The organism is Frankia sp. KB5 (assembly GCF_002099325.1).
Classification (GTDB): Bacteria; Actinomycetota; Actinomycetes; order Frankiales; family Frankiaceae; genus Frankia; species Frankia casuarinae.
The window spans coordinates 16,795-41,898 of the sequence record NZ_MRUJ01000067.1 but is presented as its reverse complement, the minus strand read 5'-3'; the positions used below and the strand labels follow the sequence as shown (position 1 = coordinate 41,898).

At 70.2% G+C, this 25,104-nt stretch carries 28 protein-coding genes and 1 pseudogene; 12 read left to right on the top strand and 17 right to left on the bottom strand.

Annotation, left to right across the window (positions count from 1 at the left end):
• Positions 1-60: 60 nt before the first annotated feature.
• Entirely contained in the window at positions 61-852 is a 792-nt protein-coding gene (locus KBI5_RS07880) for an HAD-IA family hydrolase (RefSeq protein ID WP_116289867.1), read from the top strand.
• Here KBI5_RS07880 and KBI5_RS07875 read toward each other — a convergent pair.
• The 3 genes from KBI5_RS07875 to KBI5_RS07865 are packed head-to-tail and all read right to left on the bottom strand — an operon-like array spanning position 819 to position 3,725.
• On the bottom strand, positions 819-1,811 hold the full coding sequence (locus KBI5_RS07875; RefSeq protein WP_085014827.1) for an ROK family protein: 993 nt from the start codon (positions 1,809-1,811) through the stop codon (positions 819-821). The genes KBI5_RS07880 and KBI5_RS07875 overlap by 34 nt on opposite strands.
• A 16-nt stretch (positions 1,812-1,827) precedes the next feature.
• Positions 1,828-2,649, bottom strand: coding sequence for a shikimate dehydrogenase (locus tag KBI5_RS07870; RefSeq protein ID WP_011434898.1), 822 nt, complete (start codon positions 2,647-2,649; stop codon positions 1,828-1,830).
• Between the two features lie 5 nt (positions 2,650-2,654).
• Positions 2,655-3,725, bottom strand: coding sequence for a 3-dehydroquinate synthase family protein (locus KBI5_RS07865; RefSeq protein WP_011434899.1), 1,071 nt, complete (start codon positions 3,723-3,725; stop codon positions 2,655-2,657).
• Between the two features lie 270 nt (positions 3,726-3,995).
• Here KBI5_RS07865 and KBI5_RS07860 point away from each other — a divergent pair, with 270 nt between their 5' ends.
• Positions 3,996-4,448 (top strand): MarR family transcriptional regulator, encoded by a 453-nt coding sequence (locus KBI5_RS07860; protein WP_085014838.1) that lies wholly within the window; start codon positions 3,996-3,998, stop codon positions 4,446-4,448.
• Positions 4,449-4,850: 402 nt separating this feature from the next.
• Here KBI5_RS07860 and KBI5_RS07855 read toward each other — a convergent pair whose 3' ends face one another.
• The 5 genes from KBI5_RS07855 to KBI5_RS07835 form a co-directional block, all read right to left on the bottom strand.
• The gene (locus tag KBI5_RS07855; RefSeq protein ID WP_108913486.1) at positions 4,851-5,423 is read right to left on the bottom strand and encodes a VOC family protein; all 573 of its coding nucleotides are present in this window, start codon (positions 5,421-5,423) and stop codon (positions 4,851-4,853) included.
• 185 nt (positions 5,424-5,608) lie between these two features.
• Positions 5,609-7,258, bottom strand: coding sequence for a tryptophan 7-halogenase (locus KBI5_RS07850; protein WP_085014825.1), 1,650 nt, complete (start codon positions 7,256-7,258; stop codon positions 5,609-5,611).
• Positions 7,259-7,583: 325 nt separating this feature from the next.
• On the bottom strand, positions 7,584-7,763 hold the full coding sequence (locus KBI5_RS07845) for a hypothetical protein (RefSeq protein ID WP_085014823.1): 180 nt from the start codon (positions 7,761-7,763) through the stop codon (positions 7,584-7,586).
• A gap of 51 nt (positions 7,764-7,814) precedes the next feature.
• A complete protein-coding gene (gene selA / locus KBI5_RS07840) occupies positions 7,815-9,200 on the bottom strand; it encodes an L-seryl-tRNA(Sec) selenium transferase (RefSeq protein ID WP_241882735.1) in 1,386 nt (461 codons plus the stop codon).
• Positions 9,201-9,443: 243 nt separating this feature from the next.
• Entirely contained in the window at positions 9,444-9,944 is a 501-nt protein-coding gene (locus KBI5_RS07835; protein WP_011434904.1) for a hypothetical protein, read from the bottom strand.
• A 313-nt stretch (positions 9,945-10,257) separates the two neighbouring features.
• Between KBI5_RS07835 and KBI5_RS07830 the strand changes: the two genes are divergently transcribed.
• The gene (locus tag KBI5_RS07830; protein WP_035729468.1) at positions 10,258-10,617 is read left to right on the top strand and encodes an STAS domain-containing protein; all 360 of its coding nucleotides are present in this window, start codon (positions 10,258-10,260) and stop codon (positions 10,615-10,617) included.
• A 29-nt stretch (positions 10,618-10,646) separates the two neighbouring features.
• Here the strand turns inward: KBI5_RS07830 and mshD are convergent, their stop codons facing one another.
• Together mshD and KBI5_RS07820 are read right to left on the bottom strand one after the other, a co-directional pair.
• The gene (gene mshD, locus KBI5_RS07825) at positions 10,647-11,681 is read right to left on the bottom strand and encodes a mycothiol synthase (protein ID WP_023839839.1); all 1,035 of its coding nucleotides are present in this window, start codon (positions 11,679-11,681) and stop codon (positions 10,647-10,649) included.
• 222 nt (positions 11,682-11,903) lie between these two features.
• On the bottom strand, positions 11,904-12,656 hold the full coding sequence (locus KBI5_RS07820; RefSeq protein WP_011434907.1) for a response regulator transcription factor: 753 nt from the start codon (positions 12,654-12,656) through the stop codon (positions 11,904-11,906).
• Positions 12,657-12,993: 337 nt separating this feature from the next.
• On the opposite strand from KBI5_RS07820, the gene KBI5_RS07815 reads away from it, so the two are divergent.
• The 7 genes from KBI5_RS07815 (at position 12,994) to KBI5_RS07785 (ending at position 17,247) form a co-directional block, all read left to right on the top strand.
• The gene (locus KBI5_RS07815) at positions 12,994-13,566 is read left to right on the top strand and encodes a hypothetical protein (protein ID WP_085014819.1); all 573 of its coding nucleotides are present in this window, start codon (positions 12,994-12,996) and stop codon (positions 13,564-13,566) included.
• 35 nt (positions 13,567-13,601) lie between these two features.
• Positions 13,602-13,856: a MoaD/ThiS family protein gene (locus KBI5_RS07810; RefSeq protein WP_085014836.1), complete on the top strand. Its 255-nt coding sequence runs from the start codon at positions 13,602-13,604 to the stop codon at positions 13,854-13,856.
• Positions 13,857-14,010: 154 nt separating this feature from the next.
• Positions 14,011-14,952: a hypothetical protein gene (locus KBI5_RS07805; protein WP_116289866.1), complete on the top strand. Its 942-nt coding sequence runs from the start codon at positions 14,011-14,013 to the stop codon at positions 14,950-14,952.
• Between the two features lie 127 nt (positions 14,953-15,079).
• Entirely contained in the window at positions 15,080-15,484 is a 405-nt protein-coding gene (locus KBI5_RS07800; RefSeq protein ID WP_198537574.1) for a thioredoxin family protein, read from the top strand.
• A gap of 210 nt (positions 15,485-15,694) precedes the next feature.
• Positions 15,695-16,114 carry a DUF4395 domain-containing protein gene (locus KBI5_RS07795; protein WP_085014834.1) on the top strand — a complete coding sequence of 140 codons (420 nt, stop codon included), beginning with the start codon at positions 15,695-15,697 and terminating at the stop codon, positions 16,112-16,114.
• A complete protein-coding gene (locus tag KBI5_RS07790; RefSeq protein WP_011434913.1) occupies positions 16,111-16,944 on the top strand; it encodes a sulfurtransferase in 834 nt (277 codons plus the stop codon). The genes KBI5_RS07795 and KBI5_RS07790 overlap by 4 nt, the downstream gene beginning before the upstream one ends.
• A 3-nt stretch (positions 16,945-16,947) precedes the next feature.
• Positions 16,948-17,247, top strand: coding sequence for a DUF1416 domain-containing protein (locus KBI5_RS07785; RefSeq protein WP_011434914.1), 300 nt, complete (start codon positions 16,948-16,950; stop codon positions 17,245-17,247).
• Between the two features lie 105 nt (positions 17,248-17,352).
• Here the strand turns inward: KBI5_RS07785 and KBI5_RS07780 are convergent, their stop codons facing one another.
• Together KBI5_RS07780 and KBI5_RS07775 are read right to left on the bottom strand one after the other, a co-directional pair.
• Complete coding sequence (locus tag KBI5_RS07780) at positions 17,353-17,604, bottom strand: hypothetical protein (RefSeq protein WP_347272478.1); 252 nt, start codon at positions 17,602-17,604, stop codon at positions 17,353-17,355.
• Between the two features lie 185 nt (positions 17,605-17,789).
• Positions 17,790-18,356: an FABP family protein gene (locus KBI5_RS07775; protein ID WP_011434916.1), complete on the bottom strand. Its 567-nt coding sequence runs from the start codon at positions 18,354-18,356 to the stop codon at positions 17,790-17,792.
• Between the two features lie 577 nt (positions 18,357-18,933).
• On the opposite strand from KBI5_RS07775, the gene KBI5_RS07765 reads away from it, so the two are divergent.
• Positions 18,934-19,296, top strand: a complete 363-nt coding sequence (locus KBI5_RS07765) for a DsrE family protein (RefSeq protein WP_035729484.1) — start codon at positions 18,934-18,936, stop codon at positions 19,294-19,296.
• A 157-nt stretch (positions 19,297-19,453) separates the two neighbouring features.
• Here KBI5_RS07765 and KBI5_RS07760 read toward each other — a convergent pair whose 3' ends face one another.
• Both KBI5_RS07760 and mshA read right to left on the bottom strand, forming a co-directional pair.
• Complete coding sequence (locus KBI5_RS07760; protein ID WP_011434918.1) at positions 19,454-19,948, bottom strand: YbjN domain-containing protein; 495 nt, start codon at positions 19,946-19,948, stop codon at positions 19,454-19,456.
• A 56-nt stretch (positions 19,949-20,004) separates the two neighbouring features.
• Positions 20,005-21,312, bottom strand: coding sequence for a D-inositol-3-phosphate glycosyltransferase (gene mshA / locus KBI5_RS07755; RefSeq protein WP_085014814.1), 1,308 nt, complete (start codon positions 21,310-21,312; stop codon positions 20,005-20,007).
• 246 nt (positions 21,313-21,558) lie between these two features.
• On the opposite strand from mshA, the pseudogene KBI5_RS07750 reads away from it, so the two are divergent.
• Positions 21,559-22,353 (top strand): annotated as a pseudogene (locus KBI5_RS07750) (class I SAM-dependent methyltransferase); the annotation flags it as partial.
• Between the two features lie 93 nt (positions 22,354-22,446).
• On the opposite strand, the gene KBI5_RS07745 reads toward KBI5_RS07750, so the two are convergent.
• From KBI5_RS07745 to KBI5_RS07735, 3 genes are all read right to left on the bottom strand, one after another.
• Positions 22,447-23,400 (bottom strand): aldo/keto reductase, encoded by a 954-nt coding sequence (locus KBI5_RS07745; RefSeq protein WP_085014812.1) that lies wholly within the window; start codon positions 23,398-23,400, stop codon positions 22,447-22,449.
• 117 nt (positions 23,401-23,517) lie between these two features.
• The gene (locus KBI5_RS07740) at positions 23,518-24,045 is read right to left on the bottom strand and encodes a hypothetical protein (protein ID WP_011434922.1); all 528 of its coding nucleotides are present in this window, start codon (positions 24,043-24,045) and stop codon (positions 23,518-23,520) included.
• Positions 24,046-24,214: 169 nt separating this feature from the next.
• The gene (locus KBI5_RS07735) at positions 24,215-25,003 is read right to left on the bottom strand and encodes a helix-turn-helix transcriptional regulator (protein WP_085014810.1); all 789 of its coding nucleotides are present in this window, start codon (positions 25,001-25,003) and stop codon (positions 24,215-24,217) included.
• Positions 25,004-25,104 lie beyond the last annotated feature (101 nt).

Below are 25,104 nucleotides of genomic sequence, written 5' to 3'. Positions count from 1 at the left end.
TGTGTCACGACCTGTGTCACGAATATCGAACGGCACCCAACGTCGAGCCCGGGGGGGCACGTGGGAACTGAGCTGARACCCTGGTCGGCCATGACCACCACCGGGACCGGTGCGGGGACGACCATCGGGACCGGTGCGGCGTCCGGAACACGGAAACGTGCGGTCATCTTCGATCTCGACGGGGTGCTGGTCGACAGCTTCGGAGTGATGCGGCAGGCGTTCACGATCGCCTACGCCGAGGTCGTGGGTCCCGGCGAGCCCCCGTTCGAGCAGTACAACCGGCACCTGGGACGCTACTTCCCGGACATCATGCGGATTATGAATTTGCCGCTGGAGATGGAGGAGCCGTTCGTCCGCGAGAGCTATCGGCTGGCCCACCAGGTGGTGCTCTTCGAAGGGGTCGCCGCGCTGCTGCGGAGCCTGCACGAGCGCGGCCTCGGGCTCGCGGTCGCCACCGGCAAGGCGGGTCCACGGGCCCGGCACCTGCTGGGTGAGCTCGACATTCTGCCGATCTTCGATTATGTCATCGGCTCTGATGAGATCGCCCGTCCCAAGCCGGCGCCGGACATCGTGAACCGGGCACTTGAGCTGTTGGGCGTGGCGCCGAATGAGGCGATGATGATCGGGGACGCGGTCGCCGACCTGGAGAGCGCGCGTGCGGCCGGCGTGATGGCGGTGGCCGCGCTGTGGGGCGAGGCGGACGGCGCCGAGCTGGTCGCGGCCGGGCCGGACGCGGTGCTGCGCCGGCCCGCGGAGTTGCTGTCCCTTCTCCGGCCGCACCCGGTCGAACCCGCCGGCACCGCCGGTGTCCCCGCGGCTCAGGCCAGCCGGCCGATCCTCGCCGGCGACTGAGCCGCCAGGAGCGCTCCGAACAGGGAGGACAGGCCGCCCAGCAACGCTGGGCGGACGGGCGCGGGCGGATGTCCCGGACGGGCAAGGGTCTGGGCGTGCTCGGCGACCGCCCGCGGAAATCCAGGCAGGCCGGCCGCGAACCCGCCGCCGACCACCGCCATCGCGGGATGCAGCAGTTCGGTCAGCCCGATGACGGCCGTGGCGATCGCCGCGGCACTCTCGCCCACCGTCCGCACCGCCCAGGCGTCGGCCGCGAGCCAGGCTGCGCGCAGTTCGGCGAAGGTCACCTCCGCACCACGCCGCTGGGTGGCCCGGCGCAGGGTGGCCGGCCCGGACGCGGTTGCCTGCACACATCCGCGGCGGCCGCAGTCGCAGCTGGGCCCGTCGGACGAGATGATCAGATGTCCGATCTCGCTGGAGCCGCGACCGGGCCCCGGGCAGGACCGGCCGCCGAGCACGATCCCGCCGCCGACGCCCGTCCCGACTCCCAGGTAGACCACGTTCTCACAGCCGGCCGCGTCCGCCTCTGCGAGCGCGGCCAGATCGCCGTCGTCGCCGCAGACCACGGTGCTGCCCGGCAGCAGATCCCGCAGCGCGGCGCCGAGGTCGAGCCCGGTCCAGGCCGGCCGGCCCGGCCATGTTGTGACCCGGCCGGCGGCGTCGATGGTCGCGGGCATCGCCACGCCGACGGCGTCAACCCGACCGCCCCATCGGGCAGTCAGCGCGGCAACGTGTGCGGCGAGATCGTCGATGTCCTGGGTGGCGGTCGCCGACGGCGACCACTGGAAGGTTGTCTCCACCGGCCTGACGGGACCCTCCGGTCCGCTCGGCCTGCTCGGGCCGATCTGCTCGTCGCCTCCCATCGGGTTCGTCCCGGCCTGTGCGGCCTCGATGCGCAGCGCGACCTTGGTGCCGCCCACGTCGATACCCAGACAGCCGGTTGGGGATGGTGCACGCATGAGCCCTCGCAGGTCGTCAGGCGGGTGCCGCCGGGACGAGATCGAAGAACGAGCGGTAGAAGCCGATCTGGTGGGCGAGCATGTGGATGCCCGGATGGGTCGGCAGGCCGAGTGCGGCCGCGGCCCGCAGCAGGCGGGTGTCGGGCGGTTTCATGATGATGTCCGCCACGACGCAGCCCGCCGCGAGCCCATCCGGCGGGAAGGGGAGCGGATCGTTCGGACGCAGGCCGAGCGGCGTGGCGTTCACCGCGAGATCGACATCGTGCAGCAGGGGTGTCGCGACGCCGACGGCGCGGTCCGGCCAATGCTCGTCGAGGCGGGCGAGCAGGCCGTCGCGCTTCTCCCGATCCGGATCGTAGATCGACAGCCGTGTGCTGCCGGCGTCGAGCAGCGCGGCCGCGATGGCGCTGCCGGCGCCGCCCGCGCCCAGTAGCGAGACCCGCGTTCCGGCCACCGGACGTCCGGCGGCCGTCAGTCCCCGGACGAATCCCGCTCCGTCGAAGTTGTCGGCCTGCCAGCGCCCGGACGGGCCGCGGCGCAGTGCGTTGGCGCTCCCGCTGATCGCGGCCGCCGGACTGCGTTCGTCGGCAAGGGCGCAGGCGGCGGCCTTGTGCGGAATCGTGATCAGGATGCCGTCCAGGTTCTCGATGCGCCGGAGTCCATCGAGCACGGCGGGGAAGTCCGCCTGCCGGGCGTGCACCGGTACGAGGACGGCGTCAAGCCCGAGTTCGTCGAACAGCGGATTGAGTAACGACGGCGCCTGTACCTGTTCGACGGGATCCCCGACGACGGCGAACAGACGGGTGGCGCCCGTGACAGCATGCGCGGCCGGTGGCACGGGCGTCAGGCCAGCGGCCCGCGCGGCATGTCGCCGAGCGTCTTCATGACCAGGTCCTCCGGAATGTCGCCCACCAGCTGTGGGCCGTCCGCACCGTCGAGCACGAAGGTGAGGCCGGTGTTCGTCGACTTCTTGTCCAGACGCATCACGGCGACGAGTTCGGCGGCGTCCGCCTCGGTGGGCAGGGCCGTCGGCAGCCCGTAGCCGCGGACCACGTCCAGGTGCTCGCGGACCCGATCGTCCCCGATCCGGCCGAGCTCCCCGGCGAGACGGCCGGCGAACACGGTGCCGATCGCCACCGCCTCACCGTGGCGCAGCACGAAGTCGGTGACGCGCTCCAGGGCATGCCCCAGGGTGTGGCCGTAGTTGAGGATGTGGCGCAGGCTTGAGTCCCGTTCGTCCCGAGCGACGACAGCGGCCTTGAGCGCCACGCTGGCGGTGATCTGCTCCGTCACCGGCAGACCGCGCAGGTCCCCGGTGCCGATGAAGTGGGCCCGCGCGATCTCGCCGTAGCCGTTGATCCACTCCCGCCGGGGCAGGGTCCGCAGGTGGTCGGTGTCGCAGAGGACGGCGCTGGGTTGCCAGTAGGCACCGAGGAGGTTCTTGCCGGCGGGCAGGTTCACCGCCGTCTTCCCGCCGACGCTCGCGTCCACCTGGGCGAGCAGGGATGTCGGGAGGTGTACCACCGCCACGCCGCGGTGGTACAATGCCGCGGCGAGCCCGACGACGTCCGTGGTGGTTCCCCCGCCGCAGGAGATGACGACGTCCGACCGGGTCAGCCCGAAAGCCGCGAACCGGCCGCAGAGCGCCTCGACGTTCGACAGGTTCTTGTCCGCCTCGCCGTCCCGTGCGGCCAGCCGCAGTACCGGCACGCCCGGGTCGGGAACCGCGTCCTGCGGCCGCGCCGAGACGATGACGGCCCGCCGGGCGCCGATCCGCGCGACGATGTCGGGCAGGATTCGGCGGACCCCGGGACCGATATCGATCGGATAGCTGCGTGAGCCGAGGTCCACCGAGACCCGTCGATGATCGGCGGTGATCTGCTCGATCGGACTCGTCCGCTGTGCTGTGAGCATGCCCGTCACGGTGTGCCTTCCGGATCCGCGGTCGCGTGCTGGCGCCTGCCTGGTGCCTTGCGGTGGTTCTGCACGGGGCCGCCCCGGCAATTCTGCCGTGCCCGGCAGTCGCACCCTTCCGCCGGGTCGGGTGTGAGCCATCGCACTTCCTCCTTCCGTGCGTCTTCGTCGCTCCCGCGCGCCACCGACGCCCCGCGTGGGTCGGTGCCCCCGCGTGGATCCGCACCCCGCACGAATTGGTGCATGGTGCACGCAGAGTAGGGTCGTGTGGTGGGTTCAGACGACGGCGCGAGGCTCGCGACAGCGCTCGGACTTCTCCTGACCCGGCCGAACCGGACGCGTCTGTTCGGGGAGTTGCTCTCCTCGGCGGACGTCGGACTCGACGAGGCTGTCTACCCCGTGCTCAACGGTCTGGCCCGTACGGGCCCGACCACGGCGCGCAAGCTGAGCATGGAGATCGGCATCGACCGTTCGGTGGTGAGCCGGCACAGTGATCGTCTCGAGGCGCTCGGGTTGCTGCGCCGTTCGGCCGATCCCGATGACGCCCGCGCGGTCCGCCTGACGCTCACCGACGAGRGCCGGGCCGCCATCGATCGCTCTCGGCGTCGGCTGGCCGACGTCTTCCAGCGCATGCTCGACGACTGGCCCGCCGAGGACGCGCGTGCCTTCGTCGCCGGCATGGAACGCTTTGTCGCGGAGCATCTTGCCGGTCGGGACCGGTGACCAGGCCGAACCAGGGCAGCGGACGGGGGAAGATTGCAACCTTCGTCGCCATCGCGACGACGCTCATCGGTGTGATCATCGGGATTGCCGTTCACGGCTCCTGACGGCTTGGCCTTTTCTGGTTCGAGGAACGGGTGACGGGTGTTGTCAACGGATGTTGTCAACGAGTGTTGTTAATGCTTCATCTCTCGACGCCGGCGGTTTGGAGGTTCTCGCCTTTACGCTGGCTGCTAGTGACGGGGGAGATGCGCACGGCAACATAGCGGCGCCCGCGGAACATCGGAAGGCCCGTACCTGCAGGGAGGCCGCCCGGCTCGGGGGGTGCCGGGCGGCCTCGATTGATGATGACATTTGGATGGCCGCCAGGACAAGCCCGCGAGGACGGCAGGTTTCGGACAGTGATCACCAACCGTTCTGTCCGGCACCCCCGGGGATGAGTTCGATCAGTAGTCCGGAACCCGCGTCGAGATAGGCCCGTCGCGGGTTCCGAGCGTCCGGCCGGAGTTGCTCGACCAGGCATCCCGCGGCGACCGCCCGGTGCAGGCACGCCGGCAGGTCGTCGACCTCGTAGCCGATGGAGAACAACCCCTCGCCACGTTGGTCGAGAATTTCCCGCCCTGTCCACGGCCGCTCGCCGGGTTCCACCAGCTCGACCAGGCTGCTGCCGAAGCGGCCGAACGCGATCCGGACGTCCTCGATCATGATCGGTCGATCGCGCCAGACGGCGGGGCCGGAGACGACCCGCGACTCCCACGCATCGACCCCGAGGGAGACGGCATACCGTTCCCGGGCAGCGTCGAGGTCCGCGACGAGGATGCCGAGATGGTGGAACGTCAGCTCGCCCAGCATCTCCTCGATGACCCTTGCCGCCAGCAGGGCGCAGGCCGGTGAATGGGGCGTGGTGCGGACGGACGACGACGCCGGATCCGGCGTCGTCCGGATCCAGTCCTCCCGATTCTGGATGATTGTCTCCATCACCGCGGCTCCCTCCATGCCCCTGGCCCAGGCAGAGGGCGAGGGCGCCGATCGTATCGCCGTCCTCCGTCCTCCCTGCTCTCGCCGTTCTGCGGGCTGTTCTCGCCGTTCCGCGGGTGCCGTCGATCAGGACGATCCCGTCGCGGATGGAGGCGGGATGGCCCCGACCCTCAGCGGCCCGACCTTTAGAGGGTTGCCGGAGTGGGCACCCCACCCGTGCGGGTGAGCAGGTCGTCGAGGTCGTACTCGTACCAGCGGCGGAGCGGCTCGGGGGAACTCGTGCGCCCCCACTCGTACATGCGGCGCTGGGCTTCGAAGGAGCCGTCGTGCCAGCGGCGCAGCACATCGCCCAGCCGGAGCGGAGCGGGGAGGAAGTCGGCGCCGCCCAGCAGAGTGGCGAGCCGTTCGACGGCGGCGGCCGGGGCCAGCCGGCCGGCCTCGACCTCGTCCATCACGGCGCTGAGCGAGTCGAAGAAGGGCTGGAATTCCGGCAGATCGGGGCAGAAAGTGCCCAGATGTGGCGCGTCGAGCAGGCGGTCGAACAGCGCCGGATCGCCCTTTTCCAGATAGCCGAAGTAGGTTCCGACGATCCGGGAGATGCCCATGTTCCAGCCCAGGAACCACACCTTCGACCACGCCCGCCACAGGTCGAAGTCGCGGAACGAGACATAGGAGCCGTGTACGAGCTTGTCATTGACGTCCAGGATCGTCTGGTTGAGCGTGTCGATGTGGCCGAAGCGTTCCGCCGAGAAGTCGTCGTCGGCGAGGGCCTCTATCAGGGTTGGTGCGAGGGCGTAGATGACCTGCATGGTGTTGGCCATGCCACGGGAGAACAGCGCGTCGATCGCCCCGGCTGCGTGGGACATCATCGCCCAGCGGTCACCGACCGTCCGCGAGCTGGAGTACTGGGTGCGACCGGTGGAGATCCAGTCCCAGGCGGGCCGGGCACCGGCGAACTGGCGCGCGATACTGGGGRACCGCTCAAGATAAGCGTTCCATTCCTGCTCGGCGGGTACCGAGGGATCCCTGGGGAAGCGTCGCGAGTCGAGGTTGAGCCCGACGCTGCACAGTGGGTTGGTGGCCCGCTGGTGATTGTCGAACGGGATCACCCACAGCCAGCCGCCGTCGAACAGATGGTGCAGGGTGCCTTGGTGCCACAGCGACGGCTGCCCGCTCGGGAGGGTCACCTCGTCGAAGGGGGTGACCCCCACCATGTGGGTGAACAGGGTGCGGGAGTTCGTCCGGAACCGGCAGGGATCCTCTCGCAGGGCGAACTGGTTCGCCAACACGGAGTTGCGTCCTGAGGCGTCGACGACGTAGCGAACGCGGATCCGTTCGCCGGCCCCTGTCGTCAGCGTCGCGGCGTCGTCGGCGAAGTCGACTTTTTCCACCATCGTGCGTTGCCGCGGTTCGGCTCCGTAACGGACGGCCGTATAGAAGAGGTAAGCATCGATGTCCTGGCGGTGCATGTGCATTTCCGGGCCGTTCGGAAACTCCGAAACGCTGCACTGAGTGACCTCTTCGGGGTTCTGGAGCGCACCCTCGTGGTGGTAGACGAATCCGAAGTTGCGCTTCACTCCGCAGGCCGAGGTGACGTGGGAGCGGACGCCCTCGAAGCTGCTCACATGGCCGAGCTCGGGGACGTCGAACCGCTGGGCGAGCAACTTCAGCAGATAGGTCGTCTCACCGATGGTCGACTCCCCGAGCGCGAAACGTGGATGCGTGCCACTGTCAATCAGAACCACGCGGTGACCGTGTCGGGCGAGGATATTGRCCAGCGTCGAGCCGGCGATGCCGCTACCGAGGATGGCAACCGAATAGTCGTACCCGCTCATTGCGTGACTCCTTGGACGCCRCTATCCGAGGTGGCCGACTGYATCCGCCGCACTCCTTAAAGGATCACAATCAGCACAACCAGTACACAACGACGTACTGAACCACCTCTACGGCCCCTGGTCCCAGTAAGCGGTATATCGATGCCGATGGGTAATCAAGATTCCTGAATCGGAAGTTTGAGTTATATGCCGGATTTGAAACATTTGCTCTATAATGCCCTGATGTCTGGGCCCGTCAGYGGGCCCGCCACGTGCGAAGAAGCGATGCGGGTCCCCGCCGTCGCCGAGCGAACCGTGAATCGCTTATTTCTCCGTCGTTTTAGCGTTAGGTGGAGGTCTGGATCGGCCGTCCACTGATCGTGAACGAGTCGAGCAGCGTGGACTCCCCGTTCCACCGGTACCGTTCATCCGGGGTCCCCGTGGGTGCGCCGGGCCAGACGAGCAKGTGGACGAGCCCGTAGCAGAGCAGGGTCAGCGCGGCGGCGACCGAACCCAGCCGTCTCACCGCGCCGGCGAACGCCGGCGAACGCCGGGGAGTCGTAGGGGCGGCCGAGGCTCACGGCGCCCGTCGGCCGGGCACGGTGGCGCGCGGGATGGCCATGGATTCGATCGTCATGACGTCGGCATCCTCGGCGATGTGCGGCTCGGTCGGGGCGTCGGTGATCGTGGTCGCGCCGGCTTCGGTCGCGGCAGCCAGCACGGCGGCGGCGAGGACGGGATCGAGTTCCACCGGAACGGTCCGCAGATCGAGCAGGCAGCATCCCTGCTCCACCCGGCCCAACACGGACGGCTCGCCCTGGCGCAGGGGGGCGGCGATGACTGCGTCCAGGGCCACCGCGGCGCTTGGCAGCTCCGGGCCGAAGCCGCCGAACCCTTTGATCGTCAGACCACTCTCCGGGCCCGCCGGGGCCATGCCGTCTTCGTCTCGTGCGCCCTCGCGCCGGTGGCCGCCCGATCGACGGAATGCGGCGTCGTTCGGCAGCGGCGACGATCCACCCCCGCCACCGTCAACGACCGCACGACTCGCCACAGCCGAGGCTGCGATGCCCGAACGCCGTAGCCACGCGGCGAGCGTCTCGGCCCGCGTTGTCAGCCGTTCCGGTCGGGCGTGCAACGCCTGCCTGACCGGGGAGTCGGGATGGCTGAGGGTGGCTTCCAGCGCGGCGAGTGTGAGCTTTCCGACCCGCATTGCCCGGGCCATCGGATGCCGACGTATCCGGTCGATCAGGTCGGCGCGTCCCAGCAGCAGGCCGCACTGAGGCCCGCCGAGCAGCTTGTCCGCGCTGGTCGTGACCACGTTAACGCCGAAGCCGAGCCAGGTCGTGACGTCGGGTTCATCGGCGAGGAGCGGCTCGGGGTGTAGCAGCCCGGAGCCGCAGTCACCGACGAGGGGGATCTCGAAATCGGCGCAGAGCGCGGCAAGATCGTTGATCGCAGGGGTGTCAGTCAGCCCCACCACCCGATAGCTGGACGGATGCACGTGCAGCACGAGCCCGGTCTCCGGCCCGATCGCGTCGGCGTAGTCCCCGAGCGTCGTGCGGTTGGTGGTGCCGACTTCCCGCAGTCGAGCCCCGGTGCAGACCAGCAGTTCGGGCAGCCGGAACCCGTCCGCCGTCTCCACCAGCTCCCCGCGGCTCACCACGATCTCCCGCCGCCCGGCCAGCGCCGTCACCGCGAGGATCAGCCCTGCCGCGTTGTTGTTGACGATGTGCACGCCCGCCGCCGCGGGCACCGCGGCTGCCAACGCGGCCAGGGCGGTACGTCCTCGTCGTCCTCGCCGTCCGGTCCCGAGGTCAAGCTCGAGGTCGGTCGTGCCGGCTGCCAGGTCGAGGGCCGCGCGGGCGGCCGCGGACAGGGGAGCTCGGCCGAGCCCTCCGTGGAGCAGGAMGCCGGTAGCGTTGATTACTGGGCGCAGTCCGGTGGCGGCGCGGGCGAGCGTCATCGGTGTCGCTACCGGCGTCGTCGGGCTGTCCTGGGCCGGGGATGCGAACAGACTTGTACGATCAATCACTCTCGGTGAAGCTAGTGCTCCTCCTCGTGGGATTCCGGACCTGGCCGGGACGGCGGCGTGGCCTGTCGGGTGTCTGCCCCTGCTGGGTGCCTGTAGGATCGGCCCGCTGCCCGCACGGCTCTGGCCGTCCTTTCGATGATCAAAGCGGCGCATGGTCAGGCCTCGGACCTTCGGTCACCCGGACGGCCCCCCGCCCAGATTGATCGTCGGCCAGGGTGGATCGTCGACGCTGAAGATGAGGGCGACGTCGGTGTCGGAGACGAAATCGACGAGCCGTGCCCCCGCCGGTAGCAGAGCCAGCGCGTGACGGAGCTCCGCGGCGCTCGATCCTTCCTCAGCGGAGATGATGTGCCGCGAGCGGACCCCGCAGGCGAGGTCGGCAGGCGGCGGTGCAGCGCCGGAGGGCCGGGACGCGGAGCGCCCCACGCTGGAGAGCGCGGCGCTGGACAACAGAGCGGCGAGCCGGTGCGCCTCGTCCGGCACGAGATGCGCGACGCAGAGAACGTCGAGCAGGGCCGACTGGGTGCGGAGAACGACGACCGGGGTTCTCCGCGGGACGCTGGGCTGCGTTCCCACGGTGATGACCGTGCCGTCGATCCGGCCGATGAAGGTGATGACGTCCGGGGGAGTGTCATCCGGGGTCCGGGGCGGGGTCCGGGGCGGGTCGATGTCCATGCGTAGACGCTCTCATCGGGCAGCTCGTCATCCCATCCCGCGCGGCGGGGAGCATGCGGGACGGACGGGCGGATGACGACGGGCGGATGACGACGGGCGGATGACGACGGGCGGATGACGACGGGCGGGGCGCGGACAAGCGTGCTGACGGACGCGCGATGAGAAGTCGCCCCTGGCGAGGTCGGYCGCGTGTGGAAGTACCTCGGTCGGGGTACGGGGCCATGGTCGCGCTTGCCCAAAGGCGCGGCGCGACACGGGAGGCAGCCCGGCCGGCTTCTCGTGGCGCTCACGCCGTCCGGTCGCAAGCGGAGCCATGGAGCCAAGCGTGCGGGTTGAGGTGACCGACCGTGATGCCATCGTCGTGCATCCGGCCGGCGACATCGACTATTCGTCCCTGGATCCCCTGCGCGAGGCACTGCTCGACGCACGGGTCGCCGGAGTAAAAGAGATCATCGTGGATCTGGAGCAGGTGAGCTTCCTCGACTCGCAGGGGTTGGCGGTCATCCTGTTCGCCCACCAGCGTCAGCGCTCGGCCGGTGGCCGTCTCGTGCTGCGTAACCTCAACGAGGACGCCTACCGCCTGCTGCATGTCACGAACCTGAGTGCCGTGATAGACGTCGATCACGGCGACTCCGCCCCCGCGCGCGGCCTGGCGACCCGTCAGGGCGCCTGAGCCACGGGGGCCTTCCGGCCCTGGCCGGATCAACCCGTGGACGGCCTCTCCCAGTGGTAGGAGACGTCGCGGACGTAGGTGATGAAGCCGAGTCCGGTGTACATCCGCACGGCGCGGACATTGTCCTCGTCCACGTACAGCAGGACCGAGTCGAGCCCCTCGGCCTGCAGATGCCGCAGGCCGATCAGGGTAAGTGCCCGGCCGAGTCCCGCGCCGCCCGCGCCCGGGAGCACGCCCACCACGTAGACCTCGCCGATGGGCCCCGGCTGCGCGTTCCGTGGCGGCGTCTGGTCGGTCTCGTGCACCTTCGTCCAGTGGAAGCCGACGAGTGCGCCGTCGTGCTCGGCGAGGAAGAAGCCACGCGGGTCGAACCACGGCTCGGCCCGGCGCCGGGCCAGATCGTCCAGGGTCCACCGGCCCTGCTCCGGATGATCAGCGAAGGCGGCCGCATTGACGGCCAGCCAGGCCCGGTCGTCCTGGTCGGGGACGAAGGTGCGGACCGTCACACCGGCCGGCAGCCGGGGGTCCGGCAGGGGCGTCCCGGCCGCCAGCGGTCGCCGAAGCTGGAGCAGCACCCTCGTGCGAGTGAACGTGAGCCGGGTAGCCAGTGCCGCGGCGGCCGGCAGGTCGCCGTGGGCCCAGATGTCGAGGCGGGACGACGGCGCCGCGAGGGCCTCGGTCAGTCCGCCAACCAGGGCCGTGCCGACGCCGCGTCCGCGGTGGTCGGGATGGACGACAACCTCGGCCTGCCGTGCCTGGTCCACGCCGCCCAGATGGGCGTAGCCGATGATCCGCCCGGCGGGGACGCGGCCCGGCATGGTCGACGTGTCCGCGGCGTTCTGGTCACCAGGGGTGTCCGGGACATTCGGGGCGCTCGTGTCCGCGGCGGCCGACACGGCCAGCAGGTGCCGGCCGGCGCCGATCCGCAGTCCGGGCCGGAGGGCCAGCCGGACGTCCTCGGACACCGGCCCGGTGCCGTCCGCCCGCTCCGCGGCGGCGAGGAGGCTCACGATGTCGTCCACGTCCATGGCGCTCAGGGTCTGCTGCCAGCTCAGCGAGGTCACCGGACGACCGTATGACGCTGGGCGGCCCTCGACGGTGCGGTCGGGAGGCCCCGGTCGCGAGGCCCGGTAGCGAGGCCCCGGTCGGGAGGCTCCGGACGCGAGGCCGAATCCTGGCTCCTGGAGCCAGGATTCGGCCTCGCGCCGGCGATGCCGTCCTACTGGCGGTGCCCGGGGTGCCGGGGTGCCGGGATGCCACGCGGCGGACGGGTGTCCGCGGTGACGTCAGACCCGCTCGGGGGTCCGGGACTCGTCACGGCCGATCCGGCCGACCTCCCCGGGGGTGTTCTCCGGCAGCGGTGCGATGGGCGGCGCGACGAACTTGTACCCGACGTGCCGAACAGTACCGATCATCGCTTCGTGCTCGGGGCCGAGCTTCGCTCGCAGCCGCCGGACGTGGACGTCCACCGTGCGGGTGCCGCCGTAGTAGTCGTAACCCCAGACCTCCTGCAACAGCTGGGCGCGGGTGAAGACCCGGCCCGGGTGTTGCGCGAGGTACTTCAGCAGCTCGAACTCCTTGAAGGTGAGCTCGAGCGGCCGGCCCCGCAACTTGGCCGAGTAGGTGGTCTCGTCGACCGACAGGTCGCCGGACCGGATGACACCGGCTTCGGCCGTGCCGCCGGCGGCGGCGACCCGACCGATGGCCAGCCGCAACCGGGCCTCGACCTCGGCGGGACCCGCGGAATCGAGGACGACGTCGTCAACCCCCCAGTCCGCGGACACCGCCGCCAGCCCACCCTCGGTCACCAGCGCCAGCAGCGGCGTGGTGAGCCCGGTGGTGCGTAGCAGCCGGCACAGACCGCGGGCGATCACAAGCTCCCGGCGGCCATCCACCACGATCACATCCACCGGCGGGGCGTCCAGCAGCGCGCTCGCCTCGAGCGGGGCGACCCGTACGGTGTGGGTGAGAAGCCCAAGCGACGGAAACGACTCGGCGGACGGACCGGGGGCGTTGGTGAGCAAAAGGACGACGCTCAAGACGACTCCTCCAGGTGGTGTGTGGTGGGGCAGCGTCGACCCGGTGAGTAACTCGATGCCCGGCGCTGGGCGTCTCACGACCGTCATGGGCATGAAACGAAGGCCGGTATGTGGGGAGGATAGCGGAGTGTCCTACTCGGCTCCTACCGTCTACGGGCCACTACCTACGGCGGATGGTGAGATCCCGACCACGAGTCATGATCGCTGGAGCGGTCGGGTGTCCGGTGCGTCACGCAATCTGGCTGTAGTGGTCACCCATGGCTTCTCCTGTTCGACGTCACGCCTGGCGCTGCAAACAGTGATGGTCGGATTACGTCCACATCCCGATGTCCAGGTCATGGATCTGCAAGCGTACGACCGATCCACCAGACTGTGCACTTTCGGTGACCCCGAGGTGCTGGATGTCGGTGCGGCCGTCGGCGTGGCTGCCGGCGCGGCCCGTCGACTCGGCTACCAGCGGGTCTGCCTCACGGGATGGTCGATGGGATGGTCGGTGGACGGTGCCGCCGTGCCGCGGCACGGCGTGCTGATCCAGGTGGGCGAGCCCGCCCACAGCCATCGCCGTCGGCATCCCCCGGAGGCGGTAGCCAATGCGAGCGCGGCCAGCCGGTGGTTCGTGCGGGACACCGCTCGGATGCGCCGGATCCATCGGCTGGCCGAGCGGCCCACCGGCCGGATGGTGGCACGGCGCCTGTTACGGGTGCGTATCGGCCCCCACGCGTTCGTACCAATTCCCGCTTCTCCGGTGAAGATAGTTGGTTCGGTCGCACCGACCTCGCCGCTCATCGTCCACGGCTGTCGTGACGGGTATTTCACGCTGAGACATCCGCGCGCGTTGGCCGCCGCGAGGACCGCGAGGACCGCGAGGRCCGCCGCCGCGAGGACGGACGAAGGGCCGGAAGGACGGTGACGGACGAGACCGCAGGGGCGGGCCGGCCCGCGTCGATCGCGCGGGTGACCGTCCGCTACTGGGCCGCCGCCAGGGACGCCGCGGGGGTGTCCCAGGAGGAGATCGGCGCGGATACGCTGGCCGCTCTGCTCGATGTCGTCGCGGCCCGCCACGGCGGGACCCTGCCGGCGCTGCTGCGACGGTGCTCCTACCTCGTCGACGACCAGCCCGTGGGCCGGCGGGATCYGGCGGGGGTCATCCTGCGTGACGGTTGCGTAGTCGAGGCCCTCCCACCCTTCGCCGGGGGRTGACGCTGTTCGTCGTCGGTCCGGAGATCGTCGGTCCGGAGGCTATCGCCGCTGGGGAGACCGTTGACGCGGAGGTCCTCGCCGCCCGGCCCGGGGTCGCGCCCGGCTGGGACGGCGCGACGTGAGCCGCCCGAGCCGGACATGACAGCATGGCCCGGTGAGMGCAGGCGATCCCGGCACGCCCCATGGCGTCCTCGTCCCGGACGAGGCTGCGTCCATCCCCGCAGCCCGATGGGCGCCGGGTGCTTTGCCGTTGGCGGCCCTGGTGGCTACCGGCCTGGTGATGGCGGCCGCAGCCCTCGGCACGGGAGCCCTCGCGGCGGTCCTCATCGTCGAACAGATCGCGTTTGCCTGGGCCTGGGTCCGGATACTCCGGGCGTCGACCGGTACCACCCTGCTCGTGGCGGCCTGGGGTGTCCTCGGTGACGTGGTCCTGTTGGCCTCGGACCGGCCCAGCTACGGATCGTTGGCCGGCGTCGTCGGGATCGCCGTGGCGGTCATGATCCTCTACCAGCTCGCCCGACGCCGGTCAGCTCCCGTATCCGGGGCAGGCTCGGTGTCTGCCAATGGTTCGAGCCCGGTGTCTGCCAACGGTTCGAGTCCGCCGCCCGGTCCTGCCGTGCGGGTCGGTGCGGATCTCGCCGCGGCGCTGAGTGGAATCATCTTCTGCGCGCTTTTCGCCGGTTACCTTGCGCTGCGTGTCGGGTCCGGCGCGCACCATCCGGCCGATCTGCTGGTCATCGCCGGCCTTCTCGGCGCGGGTGGCACGGTCGTGGCGGGCCGGCTGGTGGGATGGGCGGGCGTTCCGGTGGTGCCGGCCGGGGCGGTCGGCGTTCTGGTCGGCGCGGCGCTGGGGGCCGGCTTCGGTGCCCTCGACCCCGATCGCCTGGCGGTGGGGGCCGCCGTCGCGATCGCCGCGGCGGGAGCGGCCGTGGCCGCCGTCATCGATTTGGTGCTGGCGCGGGCCCGCGACGCCGAGCCGCGGGTCGGCCCGGTCGCCACCTCGGCGCTGGTCGCGGACGTCCTGCTCACCGCCATCCTGCCGCTGGCCTCCGCGGCGCCACTGGTGTATTTCGTCGGCCGGCATCTGCCCGCGTGAGTCGATCGTCGGGCCGCGGCGGGGCCTGGACGGGAAGAGCCGGGGCCTGTCGGATGCTGTAGAAGCCGTGACCRGAATGTGGGTGTTGTCGGTGGCGACCGTGGCTGCTCTCGGACTGGGGGTGCTCATGCGGGCCCGGGACGGACGGTTCCGGCCGGTAGACGGCGGGCTGCGGGCCGAGTTCGCGTCGCTGGGCGAGACGATGGGGGAGCGGGCGACGCTGCTGCAGTTCTCCACGGCGTTCTGCGCCCCCTGCCGGTCTACCCGTCGGGTGCTGGCAGGGGTTGCCGAGGTCGTGYCCGGGGTACGCCATGTCGAGGTTGATGCGGAGGCGCATCTCGACCTCGTCCGTCGGCTGGGGATCAGGCGGACTCCGACGGTACTGATCGTTGACGGTCATGGCAGGGAGGTGCGGCGCGCGAGCGGTGCCCCGCCGACGCGTGCGGCGGTGTTCGCCACTCTCGAAGAGATCGTTTCCGGTGGGATCAATCGGGCAGATGGTGATCCTTCGGATTCATCGTCGGCGGGTTAACACAGACGTGACGTTCACTGCTACCGTGACACGAACCATGTCCCAGATACAGCTTGTGAAGCGCCGCGCGGTCGATCTGTGCCGCGTACACAGCTGTCTGTGTTGTCTTTCCTGATCGTGGGTTGATGTTCCTCAGCCGTGATCGGCTGGCCCCGGTGCATCGCCACGTCCGAGCGGGTAGTCCAAGCCGGAAGTCAGGAGAAGGCTCTCGTGGTAGATCCTCGTGGGATGCGGTTCGCCGCTGCCGTCACCACGATCATGCTCGCCGTGATACTGCTCGCCGGCAGCCGCTGGTTGCTGCTCGCGCAGACCGTGGTGTTCGGGGTGGGGGCGGTGGCCGGGGCCCGGCACGCGCCCTACGGGCTGGTGTTCCGTTCCCTGATCCGGCCGAGGCTGGGGCCGCCGGCCGCCACCGAGGACGCCGCGCCGCCCCGGTTCGCCCAGCTGGCCGGCGCGATCTTCGGCGTCGTGGGTCTCGTGGGATTCTTCGCGGGGATGCCGGCACTCGGTTACGTCGCGGTGGCCCTGGCCTTCGTGGCGGCCCTCCTCAATGCGGCGTTCGAGTTCTGTCTCGGGTGCCAGCTGTATCTTTTTCTCCATTCGATAGCCGTGAAAGGAGCACGCACATGAGTCGTGAGAAGGCGCTGGTCGACGCCTCGTGGGTCGAAGCGAACCGTAACGACCCGAAGGTCGTCCTGGTCGAGGTCGACGAGGACGTCTCCGCGTACGACAAGGGGCACATCCCGGGGGCGGTGCGTCTCGACTGGAAGTCCGAGCTTCAGGACCCGGTCATTCGTGACTTCATCAACAGGGAGCAGTTCGAGAAGCTTCTCTCCGAGAAGGGGATCTCGAACGACGACATCGTCGTGCTCTACGGCGGGAACAACAACTGGTTCGCCGCATACGCATACTGGTACTTCAGCCTCTACGGCCACGCCGACGTCCGCCTGCTCGACGGTGGTCGCAAGAAGTGGGAGCTCGACAGCCGTGAGCTGACCACCGAGGCCACCCCGCGCCAGCCCACCAGCTACACCGCCCCGGAGCCGCGCACCGACATCCGGGCCTTCCGTGAGGAGGTCATCTCCGCGATCGGTGAGAAGGCCCTGGTGGACGTCCGGTCGCCCGACGAGTTCTCCGGCAGGCTGCTCGCTCCCGCGCACCTGCCGCAGGAGCAGTCCCAGCGGGCCGGGCACATCCCCACGGCGAAGAACATCCCGTGGGCGAAGACCGCGAACGAGGACGGCACGTTCAAGAGCAATGACGAGCTGACCGGCCTCTACACCGAGGCCGGGGTCGACCTGTCCAGGGACATCATCGCCTACTGCCGTATCGGCGAGCGTTCGGCGCACACCTGGTTCGCGCTGCACGAGTTGCTCGACCTGCCGAACGTGAAAAACTACGACGGTTCGTGGACCGAGTACGGCTCGCTCGTCGGCGTGCCGATCGAGAAGGGCGCGTGAGCCATGTGCGGCGCCATCAGCGGTGGACCATCTGTGGAGGGAATTGACGTGGCCAAGGAAACCGTGATCCAGGGGGTCGTGGTGCAGGGCGGGGAGCCGGTTTCGACCGGTTATGCCCGCCTGCTGGACGAAGGCGGCGATTTCACCGCCGAGGTTCCGTTGTCCGCGACGGGTCAGTTTCGTTTCTTCGCGCGGCCGGGGCAGTGGACCGTCCGGGCTCTTGTCCCCGGCGCGACCGGCGAGCGCAAGGTCGTCGCCCGTCAGGGTGAGCCGGTCGACACCCAGGTCGAGGTCGCGGCCTGACGTCGCGTTCCTTCGCCGGACGGGGACAGCGGGTTTCTTCCGCTGTCCCCGTGCTCACGTTGCCCCCGTGCTCACGTTGCCCCCGTGCTCACGTTGCCCCCGTGCTCATGCCCGGACCTGGCCACCGCGGTTGTTTCCCGCCGGTGACACGACGGCCGAAACGGTGCTCGCCGGTGGCGGAACCGTGGTCGGTACGGCGAAGGCCATCGGGCCGATCGAGAAACAGTGCAGACCGTTGTCGCGGGCAAACGCCACTGCGGAGCCCCGATCGGGGAACGGCGCGATGATCCGGTCGACCGCACGCTGGCCGGCGGCGGCGAAAAGGACGACCGCGAAGAGTACGTCGGACTCTGCCATCATGCGATCATGAAAGCGCATCCCGGGAAGGCCCGAACACGTTTTCGCGTGTTCCGTTCGTGGTCTGTCGTTGCGCGTGCGATGTCTTCCGCAAAGGCTCCGTCATACCGTGAATGAAGTGTGACTCTTGGTGGACGGGCACCTCTTGGTAGACGGGCAGCTGGAGACGCCTCCGCGGAGTCGGCTCAGTCGGACACGCGGTGCAGGCGCGCGGACAGGTGTGACTGCATCGGCTTGCCCTCGGCCTCCATGTCGATCGCATAGGCGAGATCGCAGCCCTCGACCAGGCCGTAGAGCCGCACCGACCGGGTGACGTCACGGGCGGTGGCGGTGCGGATCAGGACGTTGTGATCGAGATCGATACGGGTGCCGGTCACCGTGCCGACGTAGATCTCGGCGATGCCGAACGGGTGGGCCAGCATCACCTCGACGACCGGCTTTCCGTCCTCTCCGGGCTGGACCCGCCAGAACCCGGTCTCGGTCGCCAGCGGGCTGCCGGGCTCGCGGCCGTCCCGGGGCTCGTCCGCCCACCAGGTGTGCGACACGTATCCCAGCGCCGGGCGGCCGTCCGCGGCGAAGGTGATCTCCTGGCCGTAGTGGAATCCGTCCAGGCCCTCGTAGCCGCCGACCCCCTCGCCCCGCCAGGTCCCGACGAGGAAGGCCAGCGGTAGCAGGCTGGCGTGCAGATCAACGGTGCTCGTCGCCGTGTCGGACCGCGCCGATCCGGCCGCGGACCGCTTCCCGGCGCTCAACGCTGACCCTCGTACAGCTTGTAGACCACGTAACCGGAGAACCAGGCGATCAGGACGGACATCGCCACCAGAAGCCCGGTGAAGAAGTAGTGCAGCACGTCTGTAGCCTAGACGACGAGATCACGGGACTCCTCGTGGCCGTACCGGTCCTGGTCACCTCAGGCGCCACGCGGCATAGCTGCGCGCCAGGGCGRCTCGGTTCTGAGCGGCAAGGCTGTCCGACCGYGCCGCTCGCATGCTCCACAGTCCCGCCACGTGGCAGGCGAAGGCGGTCCCGTCCTCGTCGGTGCCGCCAGCCCAGCAGTCCAGCCCCGCAGCCCACTGCTCGGCCTGCTGGGGGGTATGTCCGGCGCAAATGAGACGGATCACCATGAACGCGGCGTCTACCCAGCCGGCCCCATGCGCCTACCTGTCAAGATGCTCCCGAACATGCATTTTTTATTTCATTACGATTCCATAGCCGCGGGCAGGCAGGACGGATGGGAGCGGCGGAGCGCTGGCCAAGTGGAAGCACGGGTCGTCGGACTCGTTCCTCGGCGGGACGCACGGGATGGGTGCGATTTGGCAGACTGGCACGATGGCCCGCCCGCTCGTCGTCAAGGTCACCGCCGGGACGGATGCGCCGGAACGGTGTTCCCAGGCGTTCACGGTCGCGGCGGTCGCCGTCGCCGCCGGTACAGACGTCTCGCTCTGGCTTACCGGGGAGTCCGCCTGGTTCGCGCTGCCCGGCCGGGCGGAGGAGTTCAGCCTGCCGGAGGCGGCGCCGTTGCCCGATCTGCTCGCCGCCGTCCTCGCCGGGGGTCGCGTCACCCTGTGCACCCAGTGTGCGGCCCGGCGCTCCATCGGCCCGGACGACGTCCTGCCCGGCGTCCGCATCGCCGGTGCCGCCGCGTTCGTCGACGAGGTTCTCGCGGACGGCGTGCAGGCCCTCGTCTACTGAGGAGCGCCCGGCCTGGACGCAACGGCCTGGACGCAACGGCCTGGACGCAACGGCCTGGACGCAACGGCCTGGATGTAACAGCCTGAACGCAACGGCCTGGGTGCAACGGGGACGCGTGAATCGCCGGGAAGCACCGCGTCCTCCTCGGGACCGGGTCTCATCCCGGCTTCGTGGCCGAGCCGGCGTCGGCGGCCAGCTTGGCCCGCCACGCCTTCTCCCGCTCGATGGCGGAGGCGAATCCCAGCGCTATCGCCGGGTCGAAGTTCTCGTCGGCGTAGGAGCCGACGCAGCCAAGGATGCGGTCGATCTCCTCCGCGGTGACCGCCAGCAGCGGGACCTGCCCGGTGAGGAAGATGTCACCGACCCGGTCGATGGAGAAGTGCACCCCATAGGTCTTCGCGTTGCGGCCGAGTAGGAATCCGTAGGTGCCCGCCGCGTTCTCCGCCGGGGCGCGCATAAAAAACGCCTCGACGAGCAGGGTGTGGTCCTGCACGACGAGCCACGTCATCGTGCGCAGCTTGTGTTCGCCCTCCAGCGTGACGAGGAACGAGCCGGTGTCGACATGGTCGTAGGCGAGACAGAGATCCTTAAGCGTGTCATCGATCACCACGTCGAGCCGGTTGCGTTCCGCTGCGTCGATGGGCGCCGTCATGGCTGGGGCCTCCCCGGTAGCTGGTAGACGATGCTGGTTCCGGCGGAGATCCTCTCTCAGACGGCGAMGGCGGTGGGGCTCAGCGCGTGCCGGTAGCTGCGCAGCACGCCATGGGCCGTGGCCGACCAGCCGAACCCACCGGCCCAGGCCACCGCTCCGGCGGAGAGCCGGGCCCGCCATCGTGGTTGGCGCAGCAGCCGGTCCAGCGCGTCGGCATAGACGGCGGGGGTCCGACCGGAGACGAGCAGCCCGGAGACACCGTCGGCGACCGCGGTGCGCAGGCCCCCGACCGCCGCGGCGACCACCGGGGTGCCGCAGGCCTGGGCCTCGAGCGCGACGAGGCCGAAGCTCTCGCTGTGACTGGGGACGACGACGGCGGTGGCCGCGCGGTACCAGTGGACGAGTTCCTGCTGCGGGGCCGGCGGTTGGAAGCGGACGCGATCGGAGATCCCGAGATACGCCGCGAGCTTGACCAGGGCGTCGGGTTGTTCCAGACCGGATCCGCTGGGGCCGCCGACCACGGCGACGGTGAGCCGCGAGCGGCGGGCGGGATCGCGCCGCAGCAGTTCCGCAGCGGCGCGCAGCAGCAGATCGGGCGCCTTGAGCGGTTGGATCCGACCGACGAACAACAGCAGGTCGTCGGCGGGATCCACGCCGACGCGGGCCCGGGACTGCGCCATGTCACCTGGCCGGAAGACCTCAAGGTCGACGCCGGGCGCGACGACGTCGACCCGGTCCGACGCCGCGTCGTACAGATCGATCAGGTGCCGGTACTCGTCCGGCGTGGAGGCGAGCAGCCGGGTGGCCCCCCCGATGACCTCCTGTTCGCCGAATAGCCGGCCAGGCGGCTCCGGGCGGTCTCCGACGGCCAGCGCGCCGTTCTTGATCTTCGCCAGCGTATGGGAGGTGTGCACGAGCGGGATACCCCATCGTTGTGCCACCGCGAGACCGACCTGGCCCGACAGCCAGTAGTGCGAGTGGATCACATCGAACCACCCTGGTTCGTGCCCGGCCTCGGCGCGCAGCAGAGCCGCGGTGAACGCACACAGCCAGGCGGGAAGATCCTCCCGGTGGATCTCCTCGAACGGGCCGGCGTCAACGTGGCGGACCGTCACACCCGGCAACAGCTCGGCCGAGGTCGGCAGCTTGCTGCTCACCGCGCGGGTGAACACCTCGACCTCCACCCCCAGCGCCGCGAGCTGCCGAGACAGCTCGACGACGTAGACGTTGAGCCCCCCGGCATCGCCCGTTCCCGGCTGTTCCATTGGTGAGGTGTGCATGGACAGCATCGCGACCCGACTGGGCCGCCCGCGCCGTTCGGCCTCACCGCGGACCTGGGCGGCGCCACTTCTGATCAGACGCATCGAGCACCTCCGCATCCGCACGCCACCGGCGCCTGCCCGACACGACCAACCCTGCTGTGGACGAACACGTCTCCAACCGTTCTACCCGGCCGGTTGTCGGGTCAACTGTTGGTCTCCCCCCTTCGGGCTCCCGGCCGGTCCCTGGTCCGCTGGTCTGCTGGTCTGCCGGTCTGCCAGGGTGGATCCGTGACGAACTCCTCCCGTCGGGAGCCGCGGCTCGCGGCCGGACGGGCGCGTGCCCTCGGGATGCCCACCCGGGGTACCACCGCGCCGAACCGGTTGCGACGGATCGATCGCTGGACGCTCGACGCGGCCGCCGCGCTGCTGCGTGGGGCGGCGGATCCCCTGGTCGTCGATCTCGGCTTCGGCGCGTCTCCGGTGACCACGGTGGAGCTCTACGAGCGGCTGCGAACGGTGCGTCCGGGCGTGCGCGTCGTCGGCCTGGAGCTCGACCAGGACCGGGTCACCCGGGCCGCTCCGGCCGCGAGACCTCCCGGGCTGCGGTTCACCCGCGGCGGGTTCGAGCTTCCGCCGCCAGGGGAGCGCCCGGTGCTGGTGCGTGCCCTGAACGTGCTACGGCAGTATCCCGAGGCGGCGGTCCCCGGCGCGTGGGCGACGATGCTGGCGCGGCTCGCCCCGGGCGGGATGCTCGTCGAGGGAACCTGCGATGAGACGGGTCGGCGCGCCTGCTGGTTCGGTCTTCCGGCCCCGGGAGCGGCGCCGGCCTGGCTGCCGTCCGGCGCGCGGGGCCCGGCCGGGCCCACGCTGACCCTCTCCGCGCATCTGGCGAGCCTCGCCCGTCCGTCCGAGCTCGCCGAGCGGCTCCCCAAGGCGCTCATCGAGCACAACGTGCCCGGCCATGACGTCCACCGGCTGTTCACGGCCTTCGACCGCGCCTGGGAGCGGGCCGCGCCGCGGGCCGTCTTCTCCCCACGCCAGCGGTGGATCGCAGCCGTGGCGGATCTGCGGGCCCAGGGCTGGCCGGTCCGCGGCGACCGGCGGCGCTGGCGGCTGGGCGAGCTGACCATCGACTGGCCCCCGGCGGGCGGTTCGGGCGTTCTGCCGGTGCGGTGCGGGACGCCCCAGCGGAGATCTGACGGGACGTCCCGGATCGTGGATCCGTCGGTCCCGCGTTCAGTCGGCGGGACGGCGGGTCACGGCGATCTTGTCGAGCACCGCGAGGTCGTCCGCGCGGGGCTGCCACTGACCGGCCACGGCATTGGCGCGCACCTGGACCGGGCTGGTCGCGCCGGCGATGACCGAGGCGACCCCGGGCTGGGCGGCCAGCCCGCCGATCGTGACGTCCAGCAGTGACCGGTCCCGCTCCCGCGCAAAGGTTTCCAGGGCGTCCAGCCGGTCGAAGACCTCGTCGGTCAGCTCGTCCTGCCGGCCGGCCAGCCGGGTGCCGGGTGCCGGCACCTCGTCGCGCTGGTACTTGCCGGTGAGCAGGCCGTTCGCCAGCGGGTAGTACGGGATGACGCCGATGCCGTACTTCTGGGCGGCCGGCACGAGCTCTGCCTCCACGCCCCGTTCCAGCAGGTTGTAGTGGTTCTGCGCGGAGATGAAGCGGGTCGTCCCGGATGCCCGGGCGGTCCACTCCGCGTCGGCGACCTGYCAGGCATCGAGGTTGCAGGCACCGATGTAACGGACCTTGCCCTCCTTGACGATCTCATCGAGGGCCTCGAGCGTCTCCTCGATCGGCGTGAAGGCGTCCAGGGTGTGCAGCTGGTAGAGGTCGATGTAGTCGGTCTGCAGCCGGCTCAGCGAACCCTCGACCGCCTTGCGGATGTACCGCCGGGACGCCCGCGCGCTGAAGTCCTGGCCGTACATGCCGCCCATGTCGTTGCCGAATTTTGTGGCGAGGACGACATCGTCGCGGCGGCCTCGCAGCACGTGCCCGAGAAGCGTCTCCGAGCCGCCCTTGTTCCCGTAGGTGTCGGCGGTGTCGAAGAACGTGATCCCGGCGTCGAGCGCCGCGTCGACGACCGCACGGGTGCCGGTGAGGTCGACGCGCGAGCCGAAATTGTTGCAGCCGAGGCCGACGACAGACACCAGTAGTCCGGAGGATCCCAGCGGGCGATAGCGCATAAGTTAATACAACACATCGGACCACGGGCCCCGGACAGCAGGCCCCGGACCCGTGGTCGACCGGAACAGGTCAATGACCGTCCGTTGGTGATCCGGTGTGTCGATGTTCGCGGGCCGTTACTTCTCGGGGGCGGCCTCGGTCACGGCCCGGCCGACCGCCTCGGCCGCCTTGCGACTCGAGGTGCGCGCGGCGCGGGTCTGGCTCACTGCCGTCCGGGTGCGCTGCACCGCCTCCTCCGTGGCCGGGCTGCGCCGGATGCTCGCCACCCGCTTCTCGCCCCGGGTGGCGAAGCTGTTGTAGAGGTAGGTGGCGCGTCCCTGCAGGTCGGAGATCTGGGAGGTGACGGTGGCCGGCAGCGCACGCACGGCCGTCCCGACCTGGGTCGGAACCCGCGCCGCCTGGGTAGGCAGCGCGCCGACCCGGTCGGAGATCTTCCGAACCTCGGTGCTTGTGGTCGTCGGCAGGGCGAGCAGCTTCGCCACAGCGAGATCCGCCGCTCCCACCGACGCGTAGAGCGGCTTGCGCACCTCCGCCAGCGGAACCCTGACTTCGGCCCTCGCCTCGGCCGTGTCCTCCTGGGCCTGCGCGCTGACGCGGGCGGTGGGACGGCTGGCGGGGCGGTTCGTCGTGCGCGTGGTGGCCATGATGTCTCCCTCGGTTCGAAGATTCGTTGATTTCGTGTAGAGATTTCCTGTTAGCGCCTCGTCGCCGACGGGTGAAAGGTCGGGTAAATGATGTGAGGGTCAGGATGGTGATAGGCCGTACAGGAACGGAGTACCGCTTTCCTTTTCGTCGCGGTCTCCGCCGGTCGATCTAGGTCTGATCGACCGGGTTGTCGGTGGTCGGCTGCGGAGCCGGTGCTGCCGGTGYTGYCGGTGTGGGTAGGGACGCGGGGGGAGYGCCGGTGATCGGACCGCTCTCGGTCCTCGTCGCCGCCGCCGGTTCGCCTCCCGTGGCCTTCGATCGCCTGGTGCGGCCCGGGGCGGTCCCCGGGGACGGCTTACCCGTACCGTCCGACGAGGCCGACCGCGCCGCGGTGGTGGTGCCGCCCCGGGATGTCGCCGACGCCTGTCGGGCGGATCTCCGTTTCGTCGTCGGCTCCGCGAAGGTCGCTCCCGCGGTGGCGGCCGGACCCCGTGCGGATGCCGAATCACCGATGGCGGCCGGACCCGCGGTCGGGGCGGCGGGCTCGCCGGGGACGAACCCGCGCGGCCCGGCCTCGGCGTCGCTGTCCGGGTGGCCGCGGCCGGCCCGCGCCGCGATGGCGTTCTCCCGGCAGAACGCCTCGTAGATGTCGAGCACGACCTGCTTCTGTCGTTCGGACAGGGATTCGTCCGCCAGCACGGCAGCCATGACGTTCTCTTCGCCCTGCCGTTCCTCCAGAATTCCGGCCTGCACGTAGAGCACTTCGGCGGAGATGCGGAGCGCCTTCGCGATCTGCTGAAGAATCTCCGCGGACGGCCGCCGGAGGCCTCGCTCGATCTGACTGAGGTAAGGGTTGCTCACCCCGGCCTGCTTGGCGAGTTGACGAAGGGAGATCTGTGCGCTGTGCCGCTGATCGCGGATGAAATCGCCGAGATCGCGCACATTCAGGGCCGCCACCGGGTCGAACGCCTCCTTCGCCGGAGGGCGAGGCGGGTTGCCGCGCCCATGGCGGGCGCCCCGCCATCCGTGAACCTCGGCATACGGCTGGACCCCGCGGC